Genomic DNA, 23,563 nt, shown 5'->3' on the forward strand with positions numbered 1-23,563 from the left:
TAAACTCCCTTAAATTACGTTTAATGGTGAGCTTACTGGCGATGGTGGTAATTATATTGCCAACCATAGCGTTTATCATCATGAACTCATTTGAAAAACATATGGTGCGTAGTATAGAAAATGAATTAAGTGCCTATAGCTATTCTATTTTGGCTGTTGCAGAAGTTGAACAAGCTAACTTAGTGATGCCTGAAGCTTTAATTGAAAACCAATTTAATGTCAGCGACTCAGGTTTATATGCTTTTATTTCAGGGCCAGTTAAGTATGAGAGTAAGGTAACATCAGATGTAAAACTAGAAAATGCTATTTTATGGAGTTCTCAATCCTTACTTACTATTAAAATACCTGATGAGCAATTATCAGGGGAGATAGCGACACTGGCAACGGGAGATAAAACATTTTCGAGTTTTGAAATTAATGGCTTCCCCCACTTTATTTATAGCTATGCAGTCAGCTTTACCGAAGGGAGCGATAACTTTCCAATTACCGTACATATTATTAGAGACAAACAAGTATTCTCACAACTTATTCGTGATTTCAAACAGCAACTTTGGTTTGGTTTAGCGATTTTAATGGTCATTATTTTATTGCTGCAACTTGTATGGTTGATGTGGACGTTAAAACCTTTATCTACCTTAGAGCAGGAAGTTAAAGCGGTTGAACAGGGCAGAGCTGAAAAGCTCACCAGTTTATATCCCAAAGAATTATCTCAACTCACCACTCAATTAAATCAATTATTAGCCACAGAGCAAAAGCAAAGGCAACGTTATCGAAATGCTTTATCAGATCTCGCTCATAGCTTGAAAACCCCACTAGCGGTAATGCAAGCTCAAAGGGGAATTTCTGCCGTTAATCAAGAGCAAATTAATCGTATTAATTCCACCATTGATCACCAGCTAAAACGTGCGCAGAGTGCGGGGCATTCGTCTTGGCTGTTAGGGATTGAGGTGAAACCAGTTGTCGATAAATTATTAAATACCTTAGCAAAAATTTATCAGGGCGATCATAAAGAATTAACACTTAATTTTACTGGCAACATCACCTTCAAAGGCGATGAAGCTGATTTACTGGAGCTGTTGGGCAATTTACTTGATAACGCTTATAAAGCGGCAAAAAGCACTATTATACTGACAATTAGCCAACAAGATGATGCTTTAATCATGTGTATAGAAGATGATGGCGTTGGTATTAAAGAACAGCAAATTACGCAAATACTAGAACGTGGCGTTCGTGCTGATACATACGAAGTAGGACATGGTGTCGGTTTGGCGATAGTGCGAGACTTGGTAGCAAGTTATCAAGGTGAATTGCATATTGGTAACTCTACAGAATTAGGTGGCGCGCAATTTACTTTGAGCTTCACTAATAAAACGTAAATAAAAAGTAAATACACAGTCAATGTGAAGTAGTTGTTAAGTCACTTTTGCAAGGTTAGCGTAAACATTTTCTTTTTTTCAATCTAATTATTAAACTATTGAAAAAAAAGTTGCCATTATTTTAGCACAACTCCTTTTACCATTAACTTAGCTAATGTTTGTCATTTCGTTGAGAGTGAAAGATTCAACCACACCTTGCGTTGCTTCCATGTACTCTTTCAAATGATCGTTGGCCATATGTGCTTCCCATAACTCACGAGTTTCCCAGTTTTCATAAAATATAAACTGAGCGGGATTATCATTATCTTTGTAAATACCAATCGGACTAATTTATTGGTCAGCTTAAAGCTACATTAGCGAGCTTAAAACAAGCAAAATGAGTTAACTATAGTTAGTCTATATTTCATTTTTTTTGTGATGTTATCAGTTTGCTAATGAGCTCCCGAAGGGCGAGTTTAAAAGGCTTACATGCGGCGTTATTGATTTTGACAAGGGAATAACCATTCTCTTCAATCAATGCCTTGCCTCTAAGCCTTTTAATTCTCGCTAAGTGAGCAATACATTAATCCGTTTGGTATCATTCATAATTAATACAGCCTAGCTCACTGCGGGTCATGGTAATAAGTTTAAAAAGCTCGGCTTTCACTAAGTCAATTTGATCAGGTTGGGCTTTGATATTGGCGACAATGGTTAATTGGGTCATGTTCATTCCTCTAAGTAAATTATATTTTGCTGTGTCTTTGCATCATCCATGACACATTTTTGGCATAATTTTGTATTTGAATTTATGGCTCTAAAAACCTTGTAACACTATTTTTCCGATAGATTTTCCTGACTCCAACTCCTCATGGGCAAGCTTTAAATTATCGGCATTAATTAAACCTAACTCTTTGCCTACTGTTGTTTGAATATATCCACGGTCAATTAAATCGGACACGTGATTTAATAAATGACTTTGTTCTTCAATATCGACGGCATTAAACATTGAGCGTGCAAACATAAACTCGATATGTAATGACAAGCTTTTAAATTTCAATTTCATTACGTCTAAAGGTTTTTGAGGATCATCAATCATGGCAATTTTGCCAAAAGGTGCGAGCAACTCAATATAAGTATCGAAATAACTCTCTGTGCCATTAAGGCTAGCAACATGTGTAACTTGGCCTATATTAAGGGCGTCAATTTGTGGCTTCAGTGGTTTGGTATGATCGACAACATGGTGAGCCCCGAGTTTTTCTACCCACGCTTTTGAGCTTTCTCGTGATGCAGTCGCAATAATGGTTGCACCGGTAATCGCTTTGGCGAGCTGGACTAAAATAGAGCCAACACCACCCGCAGCACCAACAACTAAAATAACGTAGTTAGATTTTTCAGATGAATCGGGCATTATCTTAGGCAATGCAAGGTGTTCAAATAACATTTCATAAGCGGTAATTGTTGTTAATGGCAGGGCTGCTGCTTCAACATCAGCTAAGCTTTTAGGTTTATGGCCAACAATGCGTTCGTCAACTAATTGGTATTCTGCATTACTTCCTTGACGAGTTAAATCGCCGGCATAATATACTTTGTCACCTAACTGAAATTTTGTCGCATTTTCACCCATAGCGACTATTTCACCAACAGCATCCCAACCGATTACTTTATATTCATCCGTTTCTGAAGGTTTGTTTTGTCTGATTTTATAATCGACAGGATTAACAGCAATAGCGCTTATTTTTACTAAAATATCTCGGCCAGTGGCTATTGGCTGTGGTATTTCAATATCGACTAAAGAGTCAATATCACTAATGGGTAACGATTTTTTATAACCAATGGCTTTCATGTGTATTCTCCGGTTGTTTAATTTAGGCTGCTAATTTAAGTGCTGCTAACGGTGATAATAATAGAACTTGATTTAGTAAAGATAAACAGCATAATAATTGAATCATTATCAAAAAATATTTGACAATATGTTATTAGAAGACCTACAAGTCATCCTTAAAGTCGCCGAATTTAAAAATATCACCAAAGCCGCTGCAAGTATTGATATGCGAACCGCAACAGCAAGTGCAGCTATAAAACGGGTTGAAGCTGCATTAGGTGTTGATTTATTTATCCGAACAACACGGCAGTTGAAAATATCTAGTGCAGGGGAAAGGTACATTCCTCAATGTCAGCAAGCATTGTTAATGCTTGAGCAAGCTAAACAAAATATGCGTGACGATTTAGAAATTGTCGATGGTGAACTTCGTATTGCAATATCTTCGGACTTAGGCCGTAACTTGGTTGCCCCTTGGCTTGATGAATTGATACAAAACCATCCTAAGGTTGGTTTAAAATTGAATATTAGCGATAGTAATATTGATTTTTACCGTGATTCCGTTGATGTTGCAATACGCTATGGCTCACCAACTGATTCTAACCTCTATGGTTTTAAAATATGTAATGTGCCAGGCATACTTTGTGCTACACCACAGTACCTTAAAGATAACGGTACGCCACAACATCCGCATAATTTAAGCGCACATAACGGACTTTTTTATCAACTCCATGATGTAGTTCACGATGTCTGGAAGTTCGAGCATAAAGGCAATGTGATTAAAATAAAAATGAAGGGAAATCGAGCATCGAATGATGGTGATTTAGTGAGGCGATGGTGTGTGGCAGGGAAAGGCATTGCGGTGAAATCATGCCTTGATATGTCTAAAGATTTACTTGCGGGTAACGTAGTAAGTGTTATGACTGATTATCAACCGAGAAAAACTGAATTATGGCTGGTATGCCCAAGTAGGCAGTCGATTACTCCTGCAGTACGTTTATTAAGAGATATGCTAAAAGAAAAATGCGCCATTATTCAAAATAAGTTAGTGGAACAAGGGATACTCAATAAGAATCAGCTTGAATAGGATAAACCGCTATTATCATAATGCTTTAAGTATGTTCAGCCTTTGTTCAGCTAAACAGTCGTATGCTAACCATAAGATTAGTTATGAACAAAGGTGAGCTTATGTACTTTCACTCAACAGTATTAAAACATCTTGTGATAATAGGGGGACTCCTATTATCCACCACACTATTTACCACTACTGCTTTTTCAGCCTCATTAGACGCAGAAGAAGAGCAAGTATTTGTGTTATCTGAAGCAGAGCTTGCGCAAACGCTAGCGCCCATCGCCTTGTATCCAGATACTTTACTTACCCATATTTTAATTGCATCTACCTACCCAATTGAGGTCATTGAAGCTGAGCGATGGCTTAACAAACACTCAAAATTAACGGCTGCACAAATAGAGAGAAAAGCGAAGAAAAAAGATTGGGATGCCAGCATCAAAGCACTGTTAGCTTTTCCACGAGTGATAACTAAATTAAGTGAAGATCTTACTTGGATGCAAGAGCTCGGTAACGCTTTTCTACAAGATGAAGCCAGAGTGCTTGCCAGTATTCAATCGTTGAGACAACAGGCGGACCAAGCGGGTAATTTGGCCAATATGGATAATGTGAAGGTGATAAAAGAGCAGAGAGTTATTATCATTGAACCGGCGCAACCAGAGGTTATTTACGTACCATATTATGATACTCGCGTAGTTTATGGTCGTTGGCATTGGACACATTATCCACCTGTTTATTGGCGTAACCCTAATTATTATGCCGCTCATTATGGACATTTTTATTGGGGACATGGCGTACACATCAGTAGTCATTTTTATTTTAGTGCTTTTCATTGGCACAACCGCCATGTGGTTGTTAAGCACTATAACCGTCCTGGTTATCATTCCAGAAAAAAAATTGTATCAAGTCATAGTGCAAAACGTTGGAATCATCAGCCAAAACATAGACGCGGGGTTGCTTACAGTAGCGGCAGATTAAAGCAGAAATATTATGGGTCTCGACCAAGTGTTCGTAGTACAAACACTTATAAAAGTACTATTCATACAAATAGTGCCCATAAAGGAAACGGTCATAAAAATCGTGTTTATAAAAGTAATAGCCATAAAAATAAGGCAATTAACCATAATAAAGTAGTTAGAAGCGCAAATGTGAACAACTCAAAAGTCCGCAATAGCAATGCGCGTAACAGTAAGGCACTTAACAGTAATTATAAACGCAGTAATGCCTACAACAATAACCAAAGAAAACATTATAAAAAAACGGTAGTGGCAAATAATAGTCATAAGGTAAAACAGCATAACCCGAATAAATACCAAGCAAAGTATCAGGGAAATGCTCAAATGAATAATCGACAAAGTAATAAACAAGTAAAACATAAACAAGTGAAGCAAACAGCTCAGAATACGCAAGTTCACAGAGCGTCAGTTAAAAAGCAGGCTGTTTATAATCGACCTGTGACTAGATCAGCACCGAAGCAAACAGTAAGGCAGTCACCAAGACACTCGGCAACACCGACTAGGCATCATCAAACTAAGAAAAGAATAAATTAGTGCTTTGTTAGTGACGAGGGGAATTAAGGCAATTAATAAGAGGATCATTAGCTGCGATCCCCTTATGACTTGCTTAACTGATCGAGTTTGTTTTTTGCGTTAACCATTGAATAAATATACTTAAATGCGCTATTTTGCCAAGAATTACATCAGCTTAAACATGTCGTCAAATTTCAAAAAATCAATCAATCGGAATATAAACCTTAGTGTCATATTTTATCCGGTTCATTGAAATTAAGGTTCTGAAGTTACGCATATTTGGGTGCCGGTATAATATTTCTTCACAGAACACCTCATAGCTCGGCATATCTGGTACTACGACCACTAACACAAAATCTACTTCACCCGTTACCTTGTAACATTCATGTACCTGCTCACAATTTTTTATGGCTTTGCTAAAGGCCTCATTTAAATCTAACCTATCTTGATGCATCACAATTTCAACAATCATATGAAGGCAACTACCAAACTTAGTTTGATCCAACAGTGCAACTCTTTTGTTAATGACACCTTGATCTTCTAGCCGTTTCACTCGCTTTAAACAAGCGGGGGCAGATAGGTTAACTATTTCTGCAAGCTTTACATTGCTCACTGACGCGTCACTTTGTAATTGACGGAGAATTGCTTTATCTAGTCTATCAAGAAACATAATTAATATAATTACGATAAAAAGAAACTTATATTAACTTTACTGATGATTAATTGGAATTATTTCTTAGTTGAGCCGTTATTATATTACTCATAAAACTAAGCAGTAGAGCAGTACTTATGTTTGTTAAAACTATGAAAAGTGTATTTCAAGAAGTTAGCCAAGTTTACCTGACGTTATTAAAAGTAATGGTGCCAGCGATTATAGTAGTAAAAATTCTAGACTTACTAGGTGGAACCCAATGGTTAGCTGAAATACTAGCGCCCGTTATGAAATTTGTTGGGCTTCCAGAGCAGTTAGGACTCGTTTGGGCAACCGCTATTTTAACCAATATATTTACAGCAATGGTCGTGTTTGTTGATACTACAGCACAACTTGAGCTATCTGTAGCTCAGGTATCGGTGATTGGACTTTTAATTTTAATTTCTCACTCCGTTCCCATTGAAGGTGCTGTTGCTAAAATGGTTGGCGTTAGCTGGCGACTTACAATAAGCTTGAAAATAGGTGGGGGATTACTATTGGCTGCGCTGGTGAACTGGCTCTATACAGCGATGGATTATCAACAACAAGCTGCCGTATTGCTATGGCAGCACGAGATAAAAGAGCAAACGTTAATTCAATGGGGCTTAGATCAATTACAAATGTTGATTAGCATCTTCTTTATTATCTCTGCACTAATTATATTATTGAGAATTCTGAAAAAAATTGGCGTGGAAAGCTTGTTGCAAAAGCTACTATCGCCAATATTCAAATTACTGAGCATTACCAAGGATGCCAGTAACATTACTATAACAGGCATTACATTAGGTTTGAGTTACGGAGCTGGCTTACTTATTTCTGAAATAAAAAAGGGTCATATTGGTAAAAAAGACGTATTGCTCTCTATTAGTTTTTTAAGCCTGGCTCACAGTTTGATTGAAGATACTTTATTGATTTTATTGCTAGGTGCAGATGTTATAGCAATATTGTGGCTGAGGATTATCTTTGCAATAGTGATAGTGGCTCTACTTGCTAAATACATTGCAATTAAAGAATCTATTCAGTTAAAAGCACTGACAAAACCTCAGTAGAGGGGCATTCAAACATTATGCTTAGGTGTTATTTATTGAGAGGCGTCTTTAGCTAACGTGAGTATAACCATGAAAAAACTTCTCACATTAGCTATCGCTCAATGACAGCCATTACATTCTAAGTTTACATCACTAAAAGTTACCTTAATACATCTTGATAAAGCTGCTCTGCGAGCTGCTCTAATATTTCAGGCTTAGGGTGAGTTTGAGCAAAAGTTCTTAAACCGTATATCCCCATCAAAAAATATCTCGCTAAGTGCTCACAATCTTTGTGCGCGCTGATGCCTTTTTCTTCTTTAGCTTGTTCAAACTTTTCAGTAAAGGCTTGTTGCAACATAGATAAGTTATTACTAATTATCTGCTGTATTTCAATATCCTGCTCTGCGGTTTCATTCAAAGCTTTGGTCATTAAACAGGCTTGAGTATTATCACAACTGATACACTCAGTGACGACATTATCGAGATATAATTTTAAATTATCGGTTGTTTTTTGTGATGCAGAAAAAAATTTCTCAAATTCAGTAGATCTATCTAACCGGTATTGTTCAAGCGCTTCTAATAATAAACCCCGTTTATTTTCAAAGGCACAATAAATAGAACCTGGATGAAGACCTGTCGCTTTTTTAAGGTCTTGCATGCTGGTATTTGCATAACCTTTATTCATAAAAGCATTCATTGCAGATCTCAATACTTTTTCTCTATCAAACTCAGCATTACGCATTTATTTAGCACCTTAGTCACATTATATTTTTCGATTATACCCTTATTTGAACAATCATTCAAAAATAATACTTGAACGAACATTCAAGAAGGGGTATCTTGAACGAACATTCAAAAAGGAATATCACCATGACAGCAAATTTACTTAAGCCTTATGCTTTAAACAACACTATTAATTTAAGCAATCGTATATTAATGGCCCCTTTAACACGCTGCATGGCAGATGATAATTTAGTGCCGACACAGTTAATGGCCGAATATTATGCTCGAAGAGCTGAAGCGGGCTTAATCATTTCTGAAGCGGTAATTATTCGCCCTGATGGCCAAGGGTTTCCCAATACCCCTGGCTTATTTTCTCCAGCACAAATTGAAGGCTGGAAAATAGTTACTGCTGCAGTACATAAAAATGGCGGGAAAATTTTTGCTCAACTTTGGCATACTGGCCGTGTAGCTCACCCATATTTCTACGGAAATGGAGACGCCGATGCATCCGTATTAGCTCCTTCAGCTATTGGCGTTGAAGGTACTGTGCCTAGAATGAGAGAGTTAACTTATAAAATACCAAAAGCGGTTACTGTTGAAGAAATGAAAACTTTAGTTGCTGATTATGGTCAAGCCGCTGAGAATGCAATCAAAGCAGGTTTTGATGGTGTTGAAATTCATGGCGCTAATGGTTATCTTATTGATCAATTTTTACATCATGATAGTAATCGTCGTAATGATGAATATGGTGGTAGTAGTGAGAATATGGTGCGATTTCCATTAGAAGTGATTGATGAAATAATCAGTAAGATTGGTGCTGACAGAACGGGATTAAGAGTTTCACCCGGTGCCTACTTTAACATGACTGGCGATAGTAAAGACCGCGCAGTATTTGATCTTTTATTGCCCGAGTTAGAGCAACGAAATTTAGCATTCCTTCATATCGGTATATTCGACGATAGCATGGAATTTGATTACTTAGGTGGTCGGGCATCAAGTTATGTTAGAGAAAATTACAGCAAAACGTTAGTGGGTGTCGGTAGTTATAGTGCTGAAGCGGCAAGTAGTGCAATAAATGATGATAAGTTTGATCTTATTGCTATTGGTAGACCTTTTATCGCTAACCCTGATTATGTCGCTAAAATACGGAATAATGAGCCTTTAACAAGTTATTCAGATGAAATGTTAACAAGCTTAATTTAACCATAGGAATCTCTTCCTTAGAACAACAAAACTCTTTGGCGGTCAGAGAGTTTTGTTATCTTTTATTTTTAAAACCAAATTAAGTTATTCACTTTCGCAAGGCTATTGGTGCATTGCAACTCCTATTACAATGGCAGTTACTGTCTCTAACTCGACTGGCAGCGTGATCTCCTAAAAGATATTTTAGTACAGTTGATAACCATGCAAAGAGGATTTTTATTTTAAATAGTTGTAGTCTAAAAGTATGGACTAAGTTTCGCTGAACCTTTATTCCCAAAGGGGCGTTTCAAGTTAATGTGAGTATAACCATGAAAACACTGTTAATTATAGCGCATGCACCTTCTGAAAATACTAAGCTAATGGCTGAAGCGGTTTTGAAAGGAGCGCAGCACCCAGATATTGAACAAGTCCAAACACGTTGGGTACGACCATTAGAAGCTACCCCTGAAGATGTATTAAGCTGTGATGGAATAATCATGGGGACCACTGAAAATCTCGGTTATATGAGTGGTGCTTTGAAGGACTTTTTTGATCGCTGCTATTACCCTTGTTTGGAAGTAAAACAGGGATTGCCTTGTGCGTTATATGTGCGCGCAGGAAATGATGGCACTGGTACTTGTCGTGCCGTTGAAACAATCTGTACTGGCTTACGTTGGAACTGGATTCAACCACCTTTAGTGTGTCGAGGAGATTGGCAAACTTTGTTTATTGAGCAATGCGAAGAACTTGGTATGACAATGGCTGCCGGCCTTGATGTCGGTATTTATTAACTGGCCTTACATTCTACCGACGATAGGCGAAAATCTTAACTATTCGTTAAATATTAGTAGTTATTTAGCTAAATTATAGATATTGTTGACCAAATGGATAACTTGCTAACCTAGTAATAGAATACCGAGTATTCTCACGTTATATTTTACCTATTATCAAATAATGAATATAATTACCTTTGAAGAACGTAATTAAGGTGGCTAAATAAGTGCTTATAGAAAATGCGGTAGATTTTATTGAAAATGCAAATATTGGCATCCACACAGTTTCACCAGAAGGCATAATTAAATATGCTAACGAACATGAATTAACTGTATTAGGCTACACTGAAGACGAATACGTAGGTCATCATGTGTCTGAGTTTCAATTCGACAAGTCATGTTTAGAGCAAATGATGATTAAGCTGGCTAAATTTGAATCCTTTTCAAACTTCCCTGCAATGGTGTGCGGTAAGCTCAAAATGAAATATATACTTTATAACTCAAGTGTCTATGCAGAAGATGGCGAGTTTGTGCACACTCGGTGTTTTGGTAACGAAATATCAAAAAGCGTATATCAAGCTTGTAAAGTTGACTATAAAAAATCACTGACCAATAGGGTTGATTAGTCCGTTATTCTGCTTAAATCCGTTGTCTGCAATTAATAATATTTTTTACTAAAAAAGGAGACAAAAGTCTCCTTTAGCACATTAAAAAGTTAATAAACGCAGTGAAAATTAATTTTTAGAATACATATTTAGTCGATAACTGAACATAATCAGAGTCAGCATCTTGCTCTGCCATTTCAAAATTACCCAACTCTAAACCAAAAGACAACTCTTTGGTATAATTCTTAAAAATATTCACACCCCAATGGCTTCTATCTCGGTCAGATAAGTCAGTGGTGATATTTCCGTAAAAAACTGAGCTGCGAATATCATCGGTCCAAAAGTGACGATAAGCAACCATGATCGCGGTCGACTCTTCTACTTCTTCACCCACTAAATCAGTGGCTGCAGCTACGCCGACATAACGACCAACATTACCTGCATGAAGTTGAAAGCGAAAGTCATCTTTGCCAATGGTTTTTAAGCGTCCCGCTATGCCGTAACCAAAGGCTGATTCACTATCACCCCCAGTTGTTTGTAATTGCCTCGCTAAGCCGGAAACAGAAATATTACCCCAATCACCCTTAAAGGTATATTTAGCGATAAAATCAGGCACTTTATCATCACCGCTCTGACCACCAAAACTTTCAGGATTCTCTAAAGCAATTTGTAAACCACCGATCGTATAACGTACTTGTCCTTGTCTGATAAAAGCAGAAGCAACCAATGGACCACCAAAATCTGCGGCTTCAGCCAAAGAGCTTGTATTTTGAAAGGTAGTCCAAGTTTGGCCAACTAAAATATTCTTATATTTAATAAATGCATGGCGTAATCTAGGATTGGATGAATTAGAAATAATCTCATTTCCCCCACCAGAAACAGCATCACCATAAAAATCCATCTCAATAAAGCCAGTGACATCACCATGAACATATTTAGTGTTGAAACGGGTTTCATTAACCGCTATACCAAAATTAGATTTGCTTTCAGGTAATACAGTACCACTACCATACCAGTAATTTGTGGCGGCAATATTACCGTCTACATAACGAACATCGGCTTTTATATAACCACCAAACGTAATGGTATCGTTATCTGAAATTTTATATTCATAACCTGCATTTGCTGCACCAGACATTGCCAGTATACAAGCAGATAATATAATATTTTTCTTGTTTAACATGTTATTTCCTCTATTAAATTATGACCATAGGTATTAATTTTATTTTTAGGTCAGGTTTTATTGTTGTTATTCCATTAACAGATGACCATTAACTAGTACTGCATAAATCCCCTAGTAATGGTCAAGCTTTCCCTATATTTTCGACACAAGTGATTGTGTTAAAAAAAGATCAACTGTTCTGGAAACAGTAGTACCAATAACAGCACGGTAATTTGAATTAAAATAAAGGGAATAACACCTTTATAAATTGTGGTGGTTTTGAAACCTTTAGGGGCAACACCTTTGAGGTAAAACAGACTAAAGCCAAAGGGGGGAGTTAAAAATGAAGTTTGTAGGTTCATTGAGATAAGCACAGCAAACCAAACTAAATCAATATTAAAAGCAATAGCGACTGGCGTTAAAATAGGCACCACTAAAAATGCAATTTCAATAAAATCGATAAAGAAACCTAGTACCAATATGGCAACCATGGCAATTATCAAGAAAGTCCACTTATCGCCAGGTAAATCTAAGAAAAACTCTTCAATTAAATACTCACTGCCTGAATAGCTAAACACCATAGAAAATGCTGTTGCGCCTATTAGCACGGCAAAAATCATTGAAGTAACTTTGACTGTTTCAAGGGATATTTCATTGATATTTTTAAATGAAAAAGAACCATAAAACTTAGCTAAAACCATAGCGCCAACAGCGCCTATTGAAGCGGATTCAGTTGGTGTTGCAATACCTGAAAAGATAGAACCCAGTACTGATAAAATAAGAATGAGGGGCGGAACAATATCTTTTGCTGCTTGTATCAATAAGTCTCTTTTGTTTTCAGTCACTACCATTGCAGGACAGTATTCTGGTTTAAATTTTCCTAAAATCAAAATATAAACTGTGTATCCAAGAATCAGTAAAAATCCAGGAACAACAGCCGCTTTAAATAAATCACCTACCGGCACGCCCATAACATCACCGAGTATAATTAAAATGATGGATGGTGGAATAATTTGTCCTAAAGTACCTGAAGCACAAATAACACCCGCTGCTGTCGGTTGGTGATAGTTGTTTTTTAGCATAACAGGTAAAGAAATAACGCCCATAGCAACCACACTAGCACCAACAACACCCGTGGATGCGGCTAATAAAGCGCCAACAATAATGGTGGAAATAGCAAGGCCACCAGGAATAGTGCCGAAAAGTTTTGCTGATGATTCAAGTAAGCGTTCAGCTAAGCCCGTTTTTTGTAAAACTATGCCCATAAATACAAACATTGGAATGGCCATTAAAATGGTATTTTCCATGATGCTCATAATGCGATAGGGCATAAATGCAAATAAATCGACTCCTAAGGTTAATACGCCAACGATTACCGAAATACCAGCAAAGGTGAAAGCGACCGAATAACCGAAAAACAAAAAAACTAAGGCAATAGCAAATAGAATTAAACCTATCATGATGGTTGTCCTTGCTTGCTTTGAGAAGGGGGATTGAGTAGAGAAATATTCTTAAGTGTTACGTATAAAATACATAAAAGTAGAAAAGCAGATGAAAATGGAATAATGGATCGAACTATCCAACGATAAGGTAAACCGCCTGGATCTGGACTTCCTTCACCCATTTGAAACGCTTCAAGGGCATAGTCAGATCCATAATATAAAACAAGCAATGTAATTGGTAAGGCAAAGAAAATAGCGCCCAGTATATTAATGATAGCTTGCGAATGTTCAGACATTCTATCGTAAAAGACATCGACTCTAACGTGACCATCTTCTTTTAAGGTATAACCAATACCGAACATAAACATGGCGGCAAAAAGATGCCATTCAAGCTCTTGCATACCAATGCTAACGTCATTAAAGAAATAGCGAGAAACAACATCATAGAAAACATTAAGTACCATAAGGATCATTATTATGCTGCAGAGACTACCTACGGCATCAATAATTTTTTTAAATAATTTAAGGATAAACTGCATATATTAAACCTTTATTCAAAGGAGGTGAGAGGTCATGCGTATGATTGAAAATCATGTGAAAAATACGTTATTAGAAGCTAAGTAAGGGGCTATCCATGCCCCTAAAATCATTAATTCGAGTTTGAATCAAAGTTGTCTAAATAAGCGCGGTCTGAAAAGTTTGTCCAAGGACGGATTTGATCTTGATAATCGTAAATCGAGTGCAAAATCTTTTTAGTTAGTGGGTCTTTATTGGCAAACTCACTTAACAACTGAGCATTGGCTGCTTGAATTTTACTCATGACAGCTTTAGGGAATGAACGAATTTTAACGTTAGGGTAATCATCTTGTAATTTAGCTAAGTTCACGCCACTTTCATGCATAGATTGAGCGTACATATCGTATGCTGCTGCTTTCATCGCTACGGTCAAAATATTTTGTAAGTCTTCAGGTAACGATTTGAACGCTTTTTCATTTACCATAAACTGCAACTCAGTGGCAGGCTCATGCCAACCCGTGTAGTAAAAAGGTGCAATTTTGTGAAAGCCCATACGTAAATCAAGTGATGGTCCAACCCACTCCAGTGCATCAATGGTATTGCGTTCAAGTGCTGTATATAATTCACCAGAAGGGATGTTGGTAGGTTTAGCGCCTAATTTAGCTAATACTTCACCCGCAAAACCTGGGATGCGCATTTTCAAACCTTTCAAATCTTCAACCGTATTGATTTCTTTTCTGAACCAACCACCCATTTGATTACCCGTGTTACCGCCAGGAAATGACATAATTCCGTATTTATCATAAACCTCTTTCATTAGTTCCATACCGCCACCATAGTAGAACCATGCGTACTGTTCAGGTGCTGTCATACCAAAAGGCATGGTGGTGAAAAACATAGTATTGAAGTCTTTGCCTTTCCAATAGTACGAAGCAGAGTGCCCCATTTGGTATTGGCCTTGTTTAACAAAATCAAATATCCCTAATGCAGATTTATGTTTATTCGATGAATCAATTTGAATAATCAAGCGACCGTTAGACATTTTTTTAACCATTGCAGCCATATTTTTAGTAGCGTCACCAAATATTGGGAAATTAGGACCCCATGTTTCAGCTAGTTTCCAGCGGTATTTTTTCCCGTCATCTGCGTTAGCAAACGTAGAAAAACTGATCGCGGTAATTAATGCTAGTTTTAAAATTATTGTTTTCATTTTCCATCCCCATCCTATTAATAAGTCATTAGACTTGTTTGTAATTATTTTGATAGTTAGAAGAATGACAGGGTTATGCATTACAAAATATTCGTACGAATACCTAACTTGACTAGGTAGTTATACCTAGGTACAACTGGTTATAGCTATCAAGGCTAAAACTTGAAATGATAGGTAAATGACGATGATAAAGACTAATAAACGTATGATATTACCCATCAAGCTGCTTTTTATAGCGGTTATTCAAGTATTGTTAACTGCACTTATCACCTACGTTTTGGTTACTAATGAATACCGAGAATTATCCAGTCAGAGTTTAGATACGCTAGAACACTTTCTCGTTGAACAAAAAAAGCAAGAGCTAAAAAATTATACGGCGTTGGCAGTGTTGGCTGTTGATCATTTATATCAGACGTCAGAACTGGATAATGATGTCGCCAAAAAGCTGGTAACCAACATATTAGATAAAATGACATACAATGGTGAAGATGGTTATTTCTTTGTTTATGATGATAAAGGTAATGCCATATCACATCCAAAACAGCCCTTTAGAATTGGGAAAAACTGGTGGGAGTTGGAGGATGGTAAAGGTAATAAAATTATTCAAATTCTTATTAGTAACGCCAAAGCGGGCGGTGACTTTTATCATTATCCTTGGACCAAACCATCAAATAAAAAAATATCTGAAAAGATAGGTTACTCTGTCTATTTGGAGAAATGGAAATGGATGATAGGTACCGGTGTTTACCTTGATAATGTCAATTTACAATTAAGCCAATTACAATTCGAAATAGACGAGCACATTAATAAAACTAAGAATATTATTTTGATTCTCGCTCTTTCTTCTATCTTTGTTATTTTCTTGTTTGGCGTGACAGTAAATTTACGTCAGAAAAAACAAACGGATGAAAAAATTACTGAGCTAGGACAACGCATTGTTAATGTTCAAGAAGATGAAAACAGGCATATAGCCCGTGAACTCCATGATGGAATAATTCAAATTTTAGTGTCAATAAAGTTTTCATTAGAAGCAACCAAAATGCACCTTTCAAAAGCGGTACAAGAAGTGCCAAAACCTCTTCAGCATGCAGAGGATAATTTAGTTATCGCTATTGATGAAATTCGCCGGATTTCTCATCATATGCACCCACAAATATTAGATGAGCTAGGTTTATCTGCTGCTATTGATACATTATCGGCTGACTTTTCTGACAGGATAGGCGTAAGTATTAAGGTCTTTAAACCTCGAGCAAGAAATTTACTGCCCGATTTTATTAACACTACGCTATATCGGATTGTACAAGAGTCATTAATCAATATTGAAAAACATGCAAAAGCAGAACATGTGGAAATTAGCTTAAGCTTTGATAAGAACTGGTTAACATTAATCATAACTGACGATGGTAAAGGGTTCGATATTAATTCAGTGAGTGAAATAAATGATTGTGGCATTGGTCTGAGAAACTTAGCTGAACGCGTTGAATACCATTTGGGCGAATTTAGCGTTGTTTCATCATCAAAGGGCACAACAATTACTGCAAAAATACCCAAATCAAGTTTTGAAAATTACTTTAATCAAACGAGAGTAAAAAACAATGACAATAACGGTGATATTGAGTTCGGCCAATGAGTAACTTAAAAGAACTTCCAGTATCGGTACAAATTGTTGACGATCACCCTATGGTGCAAGGTGGTTTGAAAGCGTGTTTATCTTTCTACGATGACATCATTATTGTTGGCTCAACGGATGATGGTAGTGATGCACTTAACAAAGCAATTGAATTGAAACCTGACGTGATCCTAATGGATATCAGCATGCCTACCATGAATGGTATTGATGCCACCGAGATTATCACCGAACAACTACCCGAGACAAAAGTATTGATTTTGAGTATGCACAGCAATCCCGAATTTGTTAAAAGTGCAATTCAGGCTGGTGCGGTGGGGTATTTATTAAAGGATACAACTTCTGAAGAGATTTATTACGCCATCAAAGCGGTCGCGAATGGTAAAACTCATTTTAGTAGCTCTATCGCCAAATTATTAATAGATAATCCGGTTAATACCAATGAAAGTGAAAAATTGACCACTAGAGAACAAGTGGTTTTATCCTATCTCGCTAAAGGTAAAACCAGTAAAGAGATAGCTAAAATTCTCAACATAAGTTTTAGAACGGTAGAAGCACATAGAAGAAACATGAAAACCAAGTTAGGCATTCACTCCTTAGCAAAACTAATTAGTTATGCCGTTAAACACGGCATAATTAAAAATTAAAAACTATAACGGAATACTAATCATTTTTGAGTGGTACTAGTAATACCGGAGTAGCTGTTCTATTCACTACTTTATCTGCGACTGAACCGATAAACAGATTATTTAATACGCTATGTGCGTGACTGCCCATTACAATAAGATCAACATTGTTATCTTCTGCGAAACTAACAATGGTCGCGGCAGGAGAACCTTCAATAATATCTGCTACAGGTTTACCACCAGGAAATTCTTCACCGTCTAATTCTTCTAAGCAAAACTTATCAATGCGATTCTTAACTTTCTCATGCAATTCATCAATTGAGCGCTGGTATATATCTTCTATAGTCCCTTCAGGTAGATACGAGTTAACCAGTGATGCGGTATTAGTATTCAATGGCTCTATTACATAGAGAAAATGAATTTTTGCATTATTGCTTTTGGCAAGACTTACCGCCATACGAAAGGCAGGTCTTGTATGTTTACCAAGATCAGTTGCATATAATATTGTATTGATTTCTGTCATGACATTTCCCTTTATCTATTTTGAAGTAGTTAAATAAGCATACAAAACAATTGAAAGTTTTGTTTGATGTAAATCAAGCATAACCCCTGATAATTATGACGATTAAGGAAAATCATTGTTTATTAAAACTAAGTAATGTCGTTGGTTAATTGCGAAATAAAGCATCTAAGAAAAATACGAATATGACTTTTTACTCTAGTTCATTAAATTTCGCACTAAGGCGCTAAAGCTTAATTTTTTTAGGAAAATTCTTTAGTATCTATCTGACATATATTCTTATAATCATAGGACAGTTAAGTGCGCATTGTTGACATGCCCTAGTGGCTGTACTTTAGGTCAACTGATCGCTAATAGTCGACATTTCTGGTTGGGTAGGAAAGATTAATAGCTGCCACTGTATTAACTTAACAGTCTGATTATTTCTATGTTCTATTAAGAGGGAATCACAAGTTCACGCTTTAACTTATCAGGTTGTTTTAGTGAAAAGTAAGAAGTAAATAGTTTGCTGTTATACAACTATAATAACCAACTATTACAAATCGTTATAAAAAAGTATACATTTGATAATAGAGTTATTAATTGAGAATATATGTTGTATTTTGTAACTAATAACAGTTATCGCTCTTTTTCGACTAAACATTTAGTAACAAAATGCAGCCTATAATTTAGCCAAATGGGTTGAAGAAATAGCGTATTTGTTCGAAGATGAAAACTTAATGGCAGAGAACTGCAATTAACTCATATTAGTTTGAGTTATAACGTCTTTTTATATACCTTCCCCTTTGACTATGGATAGCCCATGACTTTTGTTCAATCACTTTTATTGCTGACAAATCTCATCCAATTAAGCCTTATTCGATTTAAACTACTCATTTGTATATTTTTGACTTTATTTCTTGTTTCGTGTGGTGGCGGTAGCTCTGATTCTACTCCGATTAAACCGCCAGCAATTGAAGAACCTCTAAACCCCGTTACTGAAGTGCCAACGAATCAAATATTAAATGCGTTTTTTCGTGATCAAGATAGTGCTATTGGCAAACTCTCTGGCATCGTAACAATTTCCGCCCCTGAAGTTATTTATAGCGACCCCGCTAAAGTTGAGTCTGTGTGGGTTTATTGGGTAGATGAGCAAGGAAATAAACAGGGCGATGCATGGTTAAAAACTGCGAGTAAAACGGTTTACCACCTTGATATTCCAGAAGATACAAGTATACCTGCAAATACCAATGCGCTATTGCTTTTGCCAGTAAACACCATTGGGCAGGCCACAAAAGGTACCCTTATTTCCTTTCATGATTTCATCGGTAATGCTGAATTATCGGGGCCTGGGGGGAATGAAGTTCACACTTGGGAGTATGGCGTAGATCGCAGAAAAATTTCAATTCAACGCACAGAAGAGCAAGGTGGACTATGTATCTTTGATAATGGTTTAGTCAGCATTGCTAATATGAATAATACTAAGGATGAGGCTTGGGAGAGTAATACCGGCAACATGCTTCCTAACGACGTTAATGAGAATGCTTTCCCTCCTTATTCCTTTTTATGTGATACGCAGCCGACACATTCCGAAGATATAATTTCTGATGAAATTGGGGTATGGACATATTCAACGCTCAATGACGCCATGTTTTACGGCACAGTCGTTTACGATAGCTTTGTTAAATACCTTGGCGAGCCGCCGCTGGAAGAAAAAATTAGAATCCGTGTTCACTATGGTGAACAATATGGCCAAAGTGCCTATTGGGATGGTGCATATGCTAACTTTGGTGATGCGTATCCGTTATTTTACTCTATGGTTTCACTTGACTCCATTGCCCACGAGGTCGGCCATGGTGTTTTAAATAGAGTGTCCGATTTAAATCTATTCGATCATGAAATTAGTACTGATGCTCGTACCTTGCACGAAGCCTTTGGCGATATCTCAGGTGTCATGGCAAAATACGAGTTTACTGGGCATACAAATAACTGGATTCACGGCCAAGAGAATGGTGGTTTAACTCGTCATCTCGATCAGATAAAAACTGAAAATGGTGCCATTGATAGTTTTCTCGATTATGAAGAGGCTGGTGATAATTTCTATTTACGCATTGGCATGATCTCCTATCCGTTTTATTTATTATCAAATCAATGGGGCATAGAACCTACCTATAAAGTGTATTTAAATTCAGCCAAGGTCTGTTGGAGTGCGATGACCACACTAACTGAAGCTGCAGAATGTATTAAACAACAAGCAGGTGTTGCTGGCTTACCTGAAGAAGATGTCATTGAGGCTTTTAAAATGGTAAAAATAAAACTTTTTGACCAAGGGGTACTCAGCCATTTTACTGCAGAGAAAATTAAATTACACACTCAATTTATCGATGATAGCCGAACAACGAGTCAAGTCGTTCAATGGCTTTGGGATTTTGGCGATGGTCAAACCTCAACAGAAGCAAGCCCTGAGCATATCTTTGCAGAATCAGGAAGCTACCCAATTAAGTTGACAGTAACTGATCAATCCGATGATCAGGATACCTTTGAGCGGCTTATTCAGGTAACAGATCAGTATTGCTCAATAAACTCTGTTGGCGTCGATAAGCACATCAGCCAGATTTCAATTGGTGGCAACGACATTAATTATAATTCAACAGCATGGGACTATACCCAAATGCCTATCGAGCTAACAAATCCCAGCAATACCATCATCAATATCCAAGGAGATACCGAGGTAACAGAACGATCGACCACATGGAAAGTCTGGATTGACCTCAACGATAATGGAATTTATGGCGATGAGGTTAATGAGCTTGTCGTAAATAAATTTGTCGCAGAGGGACAACCTTATAGCCTTAATACTTTACTCGATTTATCAACTCTGCCAAATAGCAGTCAGGCTAAATATATGAGAATTATTGGTGACTATGCCGTTATTGGGCCTTGTTCTTCGAGTATAGGGGAAGCGCTAGATTTAAGAGTGAGTTGGTAGTAAATTCGGTTAATACATATTATTGAAGAGATCTATTTGTGCTAGTAAATTACCAGATGATTCAATCAATACTGTTAATTTTCAAATAGAACATTCGCCATTACAGTAAACAAGGTACATGTAAACGTTAAAATAACGGCATACCGATGTATTTTAGATGTCCTCAAAGGTTTTAAAATGTCGAAGTTAATTGTCGATTTGTTGAATCAGTTACCTTTAGATAAGCATGAGCAACGTCCGCTCTACGCCCTGAGACCTTTAACAAGCTTTTTCTTTAAAAAGTAATGGGGAATTCCTATCGCTCAATGCTTTTAAATACTTGGCTTCATTGTATGGCTCTTTAGTTTTCCAACAACGATATATGATCCGTATCCACTTAAATGCTAGCGAACGCACAGCTGCCTGGTGGGTATTACCTTTTTCCCTTTGCTGCTGATAATAAATTTCCGCCCAATAAGATTGCCTTATGCTTTTAGTAGCCCATTCTATAAATGATTGGCGAGTAAATTTAGAACACTGATATCGCCAATGAATCCAGCTCTTTTGACCACTACGCACTGTTACGGGTGCTATCCCTGCATACATTTGAATTTCCGATGCGCTATTGAATCGACTACGGTTTTCCCCAATAGCCACTAATAGCCTAGGTGCTAAACACGGGCCAGTACCTGGTAATGATTTATAAAGTTCTGCATCCGGCAAAGCATTAAACAACTCACTAATTTCTCTATCAAAGACCTTAATAACCTTCACAGCAACAAGCAGTTGATTAGCTAATGCAACTGCAAGCAGTTGGTGCGACTCGATAACTGCGTTATCGAGAGTGAGCGGCTCTGCTTCACTAATAGATTGAATTCGCTTAACGCTATATGCCGCAGTACGTCCAGGGTATGAGCCAAAAAACTTTTTCAAGGTATCAGCCCTAGCTCTTTTAAGTTTTTGTAGGTTGGGCCAACGTGTAATGAAATCACAAAATATCCCCGATCCTCGGTGTGAAAACCAATCAAGTAAGTGAGGGTAATATTCTTTAAGTGTAATGATTAATCGGTTGCTGAACCGCCTTTTATCATCAACTAACTTACGACGCTGTTCGACTAGATACGTCAACTTCCTAACCGATTCACTGTCCATTTTTAATGCTTTAATTTTATTGGGATATCTCAGCATTAAATCTAAAGCAAGCTCTGCGTCCGTTGGGTCGTCTTTTGCACCGCTGGGTGAAAAAGCTTTACGGTATTGAGCTAACATTGAAGTGTTAACGGGGTGAATAGTGATAAAATCAAATTTTTGAAGTGCGTAAACGATAGGCCCTTTGGATAGTTCAATAGCAACAGCTATTTGTCCTTTGTATTGCTTATGAAGGCTGGTTATCCATTCATTGATCGACTTAGGTGAGTGCTTAATTACTTCAAACTTTCGTGCACTTGAATTAGCCACTTGAACACATACATCGTGTTTATCATTTGCCCAATCAATACCGATATAAACTGAAAACTTAGTCATAACTACCTCCAATTGTTATTGTCAGCATGTATGCCAAAGCTTTTCGAAAGCGATATAGATAGCGTTTATGGGCAAGCCCTGAGTATTCGTTTTTAAGCTAAGGCGTACCTAAGACATCGAAAGTAAAGCGGTAACCATCGAAATGATATCGTATCAATATTCGTATGAAATAGGCACATGGTCTGAACACCCTAATTATAGTTTTATTCAGACTGAAAGGACTATAACGTATCAACAGTGACCAAAAAACGTGTTCAAAATTCACCGTTGTTAAAGACTATAAAGTGGCATAAGTGATCATTTAGTAAATGAACTTTACTTAATCTGATGGATTATTCAAAAAGAGTTCATACGACGAATCAATAAAATGACATTGGTAAAATTATTAAGCATAACTATTTCTACATTAAATGAAAACGTGACGTTCAGCGTATTTAAGTCACGAAAATCGCATTAACTTCATGATGATAGACCTAGTTATCGATTGGACTACTTAATAATCATGGGGGAGTGTTTTTAAGCAATGCTTGCAACATACCGATCGGTTGGTTATTATTTAGGTGATTAAACCGTTTAGTAAAATAATTGAGTAGTAGCCATGAGTGATGCAGAGCAAACCCGCCAGAATATTTTAACCGTGGCCGCCGATGAAATTCATCAGCATGGTTTTAAAGCAACCAGCTTATCAGTTATTCTCAATCGCTGTGAAATATCAAAAGGTGCGTTGTACTACCACTTCACTAGTAAAATAGAGCTGGGTTACGCCGTATTTGAAGAAGTTTACACTCCGATGTTTTTAAACGTATGGCAGGCACCGCTGACTGTTGATGATCCTATTGAAGGCTTGTGCGATTTTTTAACTTCAATGACTGAGGAAATGTCTTGCAGTGAAGTTGTTTGTGGCTGTCCGCTCAATAATCTTTGTGAAGAAATGGCAAATGTTGATGAGGGCTTTCGTTTACGTATCTTATGTATGCAAGAACAATTGAATCAATTGATTGTTGATGCTCTTGAGCGAATTAGTGGTGATTTACGTGAGAATCTAGCATTTAGTCAAGTAGGGTACTTTATTGTTGCTACCTTAAATGGCGCTACCAGCTTAAGTAAGAGTTCACGTAATAAAGAATTATTTCAACAAGTTATCGCTGAATTATGTATCTATATTAGGGCGTTAAAAAAGTAAATAATCTCACCTAGGTATTTTCTCCCTTAAAA

General features: G+C 37.0%; 22 protein-coding genes. 11 read left to right on the top strand and 11 right to left on the bottom strand.

Going from position 1 to position 23,563, the window contains the following annotated elements:
* Positions 1 to 23 precede the first annotated feature (23 nt).
* The gene (locus CPS_RS06165; RefSeq protein WP_049757997.1) at positions 24 to 1,376 is read left to right on the top strand and encodes an ATP-binding protein; all 1,353 of its coding nucleotides are present in this window, start codon (positions 24 to 26) and stop codon (positions 1,374 to 1,376) included.
* 147 nt (positions 1,377 to 1,523) lie between these two features.
* Here the strand turns inward: CPS_RS06165 and CPS_RS24250 are convergent, their stop codons facing one another.
* From CPS_RS24250 to CPS_RS06175, 3 genes are all read right to left on the bottom strand, one after another.
* Positions 1,524 to 1,706, bottom strand: a complete 183-nt coding sequence (locus CPS_RS24250; protein ID WP_081428699.1) for an antibiotic biosynthesis monooxygenase — start codon at positions 1,704 to 1,706, stop codon at positions 1,524 to 1,526.
* A 247-nt stretch (positions 1,707 to 1,953) separates the two neighbouring features.
* Positions 1,954 to 2,079 (bottom strand): putative quinol monooxygenase, encoded by a 126-nt coding sequence (locus CPS_RS24255; protein WP_011042227.1) that lies wholly within the window; start codon positions 2,077 to 2,079, stop codon positions 1,954 to 1,956.
* 90 nt (positions 2,080 to 2,169) lie between these two features.
* The gene (locus CPS_RS06175; RefSeq protein ID WP_011042228.1) at positions 2,170 to 3,198 is read right to left on the bottom strand and encodes a zinc-binding alcohol dehydrogenase family protein; all 1,029 of its coding nucleotides are present in this window, start codon (positions 3,196 to 3,198) and stop codon (positions 2,170 to 2,172) included.
* A gap of 127 nt (positions 3,199 to 3,325) precedes the next feature.
* Here CPS_RS06175 and CPS_RS06180 point away from each other — a divergent pair, with 127 nt between their 5' ends.
* Together CPS_RS06180 and CPS_RS06185 are read left to right on the top strand one after the other, a co-directional pair.
* Complete coding sequence (locus tag CPS_RS06180; RefSeq protein WP_011042229.1) at positions 3,326 to 4,261, top strand: LysR family transcriptional regulator; 936 nt, start codon at positions 3,326 to 3,328, stop codon at positions 4,259 to 4,261.
* A gap of 101 nt (positions 4,262 to 4,362) precedes the next feature.
* Positions 4,363 to 5,793: a DUF3300 domain-containing protein gene (locus CPS_RS06185; protein ID WP_011042230.1), complete on the top strand. Its 1,431-nt coding sequence runs from the start codon at positions 4,363 to 4,365 to the stop codon at positions 5,791 to 5,793.
* Positions 5,794 to 5,974: 181 nt separating this feature from the next.
* Here CPS_RS06185 and CPS_RS06190 read toward each other — a convergent pair whose 3' ends face one another.
* Positions 5,975 to 6,442: an Lrp/AsnC family transcriptional regulator gene (locus tag CPS_RS06190; protein WP_011042231.1), complete on the bottom strand. Its 468-nt coding sequence runs from the start codon at positions 6,440 to 6,442 to the stop codon at positions 5,975 to 5,977.
* 119 nt (positions 6,443 to 6,561) lie between these two features.
* Here CPS_RS06190 and CPS_RS06195 point away from each other — a divergent pair, with 119 nt between their 5' ends.
* Positions 6,562 to 7,512 carry a nucleoside recognition domain-containing protein gene (locus CPS_RS06195; protein ID WP_011042232.1) on the top strand — a complete coding sequence of 317 codons (951 nt, stop codon included), beginning with the start codon at positions 6,562 to 6,564 and terminating at the stop codon, positions 7,510 to 7,512.
* Between the two features lie 139 nt (positions 7,513 to 7,651).
* Here CPS_RS06195 and CPS_RS06200 read toward each other — a convergent pair whose 3' ends face one another.
* Positions 7,652 to 8,233 carry a TetR/AcrR family transcriptional regulator gene (locus CPS_RS06200; protein ID WP_011042233.1) on the bottom strand — a complete coding sequence of 194 codons (582 nt, stop codon included), beginning with the start codon at positions 8,231 to 8,233 and terminating at the stop codon, positions 7,652 to 7,654.
* A gap of 128 nt (positions 8,234 to 8,361) precedes the next feature.
* Between CPS_RS06200 and CPS_RS06205 the strand changes: the two genes are divergently transcribed.
* The 3 genes from CPS_RS06205 (at position 8,362) to CPS_RS06215 (ending at position 10,795) form a co-directional block, all read left to right on the top strand.
* A complete protein-coding gene (locus CPS_RS06205) occupies positions 8,362 to 9,417 on the top strand; it encodes an alkene reductase (RefSeq protein ID WP_011042234.1) in 1,056 nt (351 codons plus the stop codon).
* A 308-nt stretch (positions 9,418 to 9,725) separates the two neighbouring features.
* A complete protein-coding gene (locus tag CPS_RS06210; RefSeq protein WP_011042235.1) occupies positions 9,726 to 10,187 on the top strand; it encodes a flavodoxin family protein in 462 nt (153 codons plus the stop codon).
* Positions 10,188 to 10,396: 209 nt separating this feature from the next.
* Complete coding sequence (locus tag CPS_RS06215; RefSeq protein ID WP_011042237.1) at positions 10,397 to 10,795, top strand: PAS domain-containing protein; 399 nt, start codon at positions 10,397 to 10,399, stop codon at positions 10,793 to 10,795.
* A 115-nt stretch (positions 10,796 to 10,910) separates the two neighbouring features.
* On the opposite strand, the gene CPS_RS06220 is transcribed toward CPS_RS06215, so the two are convergent.
* The 4 genes from CPS_RS06220 to CPS_RS06235 all read right to left on the bottom strand — a co-directional run bounded on the left by CPS_RS06220 (position 10,911) and on the right by CPS_RS06235 (position 15,104).
* Positions 10,911 to 11,957, bottom strand: coding sequence for a DcaP family trimeric outer membrane transporter (locus tag CPS_RS06220; RefSeq protein ID WP_011042238.1), 1,047 nt, complete (start codon positions 11,955 to 11,957; stop codon positions 10,911 to 10,913).
* Positions 11,958 to 12,115: 158 nt separating this feature from the next.
* A complete protein-coding gene (locus tag CPS_RS06225; protein WP_011042239.1) occupies positions 12,116 to 13,396 on the bottom strand; it encodes a TRAP transporter large permease in 1,281 nt (426 codons plus the stop codon).
* Positions 13,393 to 13,917 (bottom strand): TRAP transporter small permease subunit, encoded by a 525-nt coding sequence (locus CPS_RS06230; RefSeq protein ID WP_011042240.1) that lies wholly within the window; start codon positions 13,915 to 13,917, stop codon positions 13,393 to 13,395. Before CPS_RS06230 ends, CPS_RS06225 begins: the two co-directional genes overlap by 4 nt.
* Before the next feature lie 110 nt (positions 13,918 to 14,027).
* Complete coding sequence (locus CPS_RS06235) at positions 14,028 to 15,104, bottom strand: TRAP transporter substrate-binding protein (protein ID WP_011042241.1); 1,077 nt, start codon at positions 15,102 to 15,104, stop codon at positions 14,028 to 14,030.
* Positions 15,105 to 15,288: 184 nt separating this feature from the next.
* Between CPS_RS06235 and CPS_RS06240 the strand changes: the two genes are divergently transcribed.
* Positions 15,289 to 16,734 carry a cache domain-containing protein gene (locus CPS_RS06240; RefSeq protein WP_238383594.1) on the top strand — a complete coding sequence of 482 codons (1,446 nt, stop codon included), beginning with the start codon at positions 15,289 to 15,291 and terminating at the stop codon, positions 16,732 to 16,734.
* The gene (locus CPS_RS06245; RefSeq protein WP_011042243.1) at positions 16,731 to 17,378 is read left to right on the top strand and encodes a response regulator transcription factor; all 648 of its coding nucleotides are present in this window, start codon (positions 16,731 to 16,733) and stop codon (positions 17,376 to 17,378) included. Before CPS_RS06240 ends, CPS_RS06245 begins: the two co-directional genes overlap by 4 nt.
* Positions 17,379 to 17,394: 16 nt before the next feature.
* On the opposite strand, the gene CPS_RS06250 is transcribed toward CPS_RS06245, so the two are convergent.
* The gene (locus CPS_RS06250; protein WP_011042244.1) at positions 17,395 to 17,880 is read right to left on the bottom strand and encodes a universal stress protein; all 486 of its coding nucleotides are present in this window, start codon (positions 17,878 to 17,880) and stop codon (positions 17,395 to 17,397) included.
* Between the two features lie 799 nt (positions 17,881 to 18,679).
* Here CPS_RS06250 and CPS_RS06255 point away from each other — a divergent pair.
* A complete protein-coding gene (locus CPS_RS06255; RefSeq protein WP_011042245.1) occupies positions 18,680 to 20,845 on the top strand; it encodes a PKD domain-containing protein in 2,166 nt (721 codons plus the stop codon).
* Positions 20,846 to 21,103: 258 nt separating this feature from the next.
* Here CPS_RS06255 and CPS_RS06260 read toward each other — a convergent pair whose 3' ends face one another.
* A complete protein-coding gene (locus CPS_RS06260) occupies positions 21,104 to 22,348 on the bottom strand; it encodes an IS110-like element ISCps4 family transposase (RefSeq protein ID WP_011042246.1) in 1,245 nt (414 codons plus the stop codon).
* A 598-nt stretch (positions 22,349 to 22,946) separates the two neighbouring features.
* Here CPS_RS06260 and CPS_RS06265 point away from each other — a divergent pair.
* The gene (locus tag CPS_RS06265; RefSeq protein WP_011042247.1) at positions 22,947 to 23,531 is read left to right on the top strand and encodes a TetR/AcrR family transcriptional regulator; all 585 of its coding nucleotides are present in this window, start codon (positions 22,947 to 22,949) and stop codon (positions 23,529 to 23,531) included.
* Positions 23,532 to 23,563: the final 32 nt, after the last annotated feature.

The sequence above is a fragment of the Colwellia psychrerythraea 34H genome, from assembly GCF_000012325.1.
GTDB lineage: Bacteria > Pseudomonadota > Gammaproteobacteria > Enterobacterales > Alteromonadaceae > Colwellia > Colwellia psychrerythraea_A.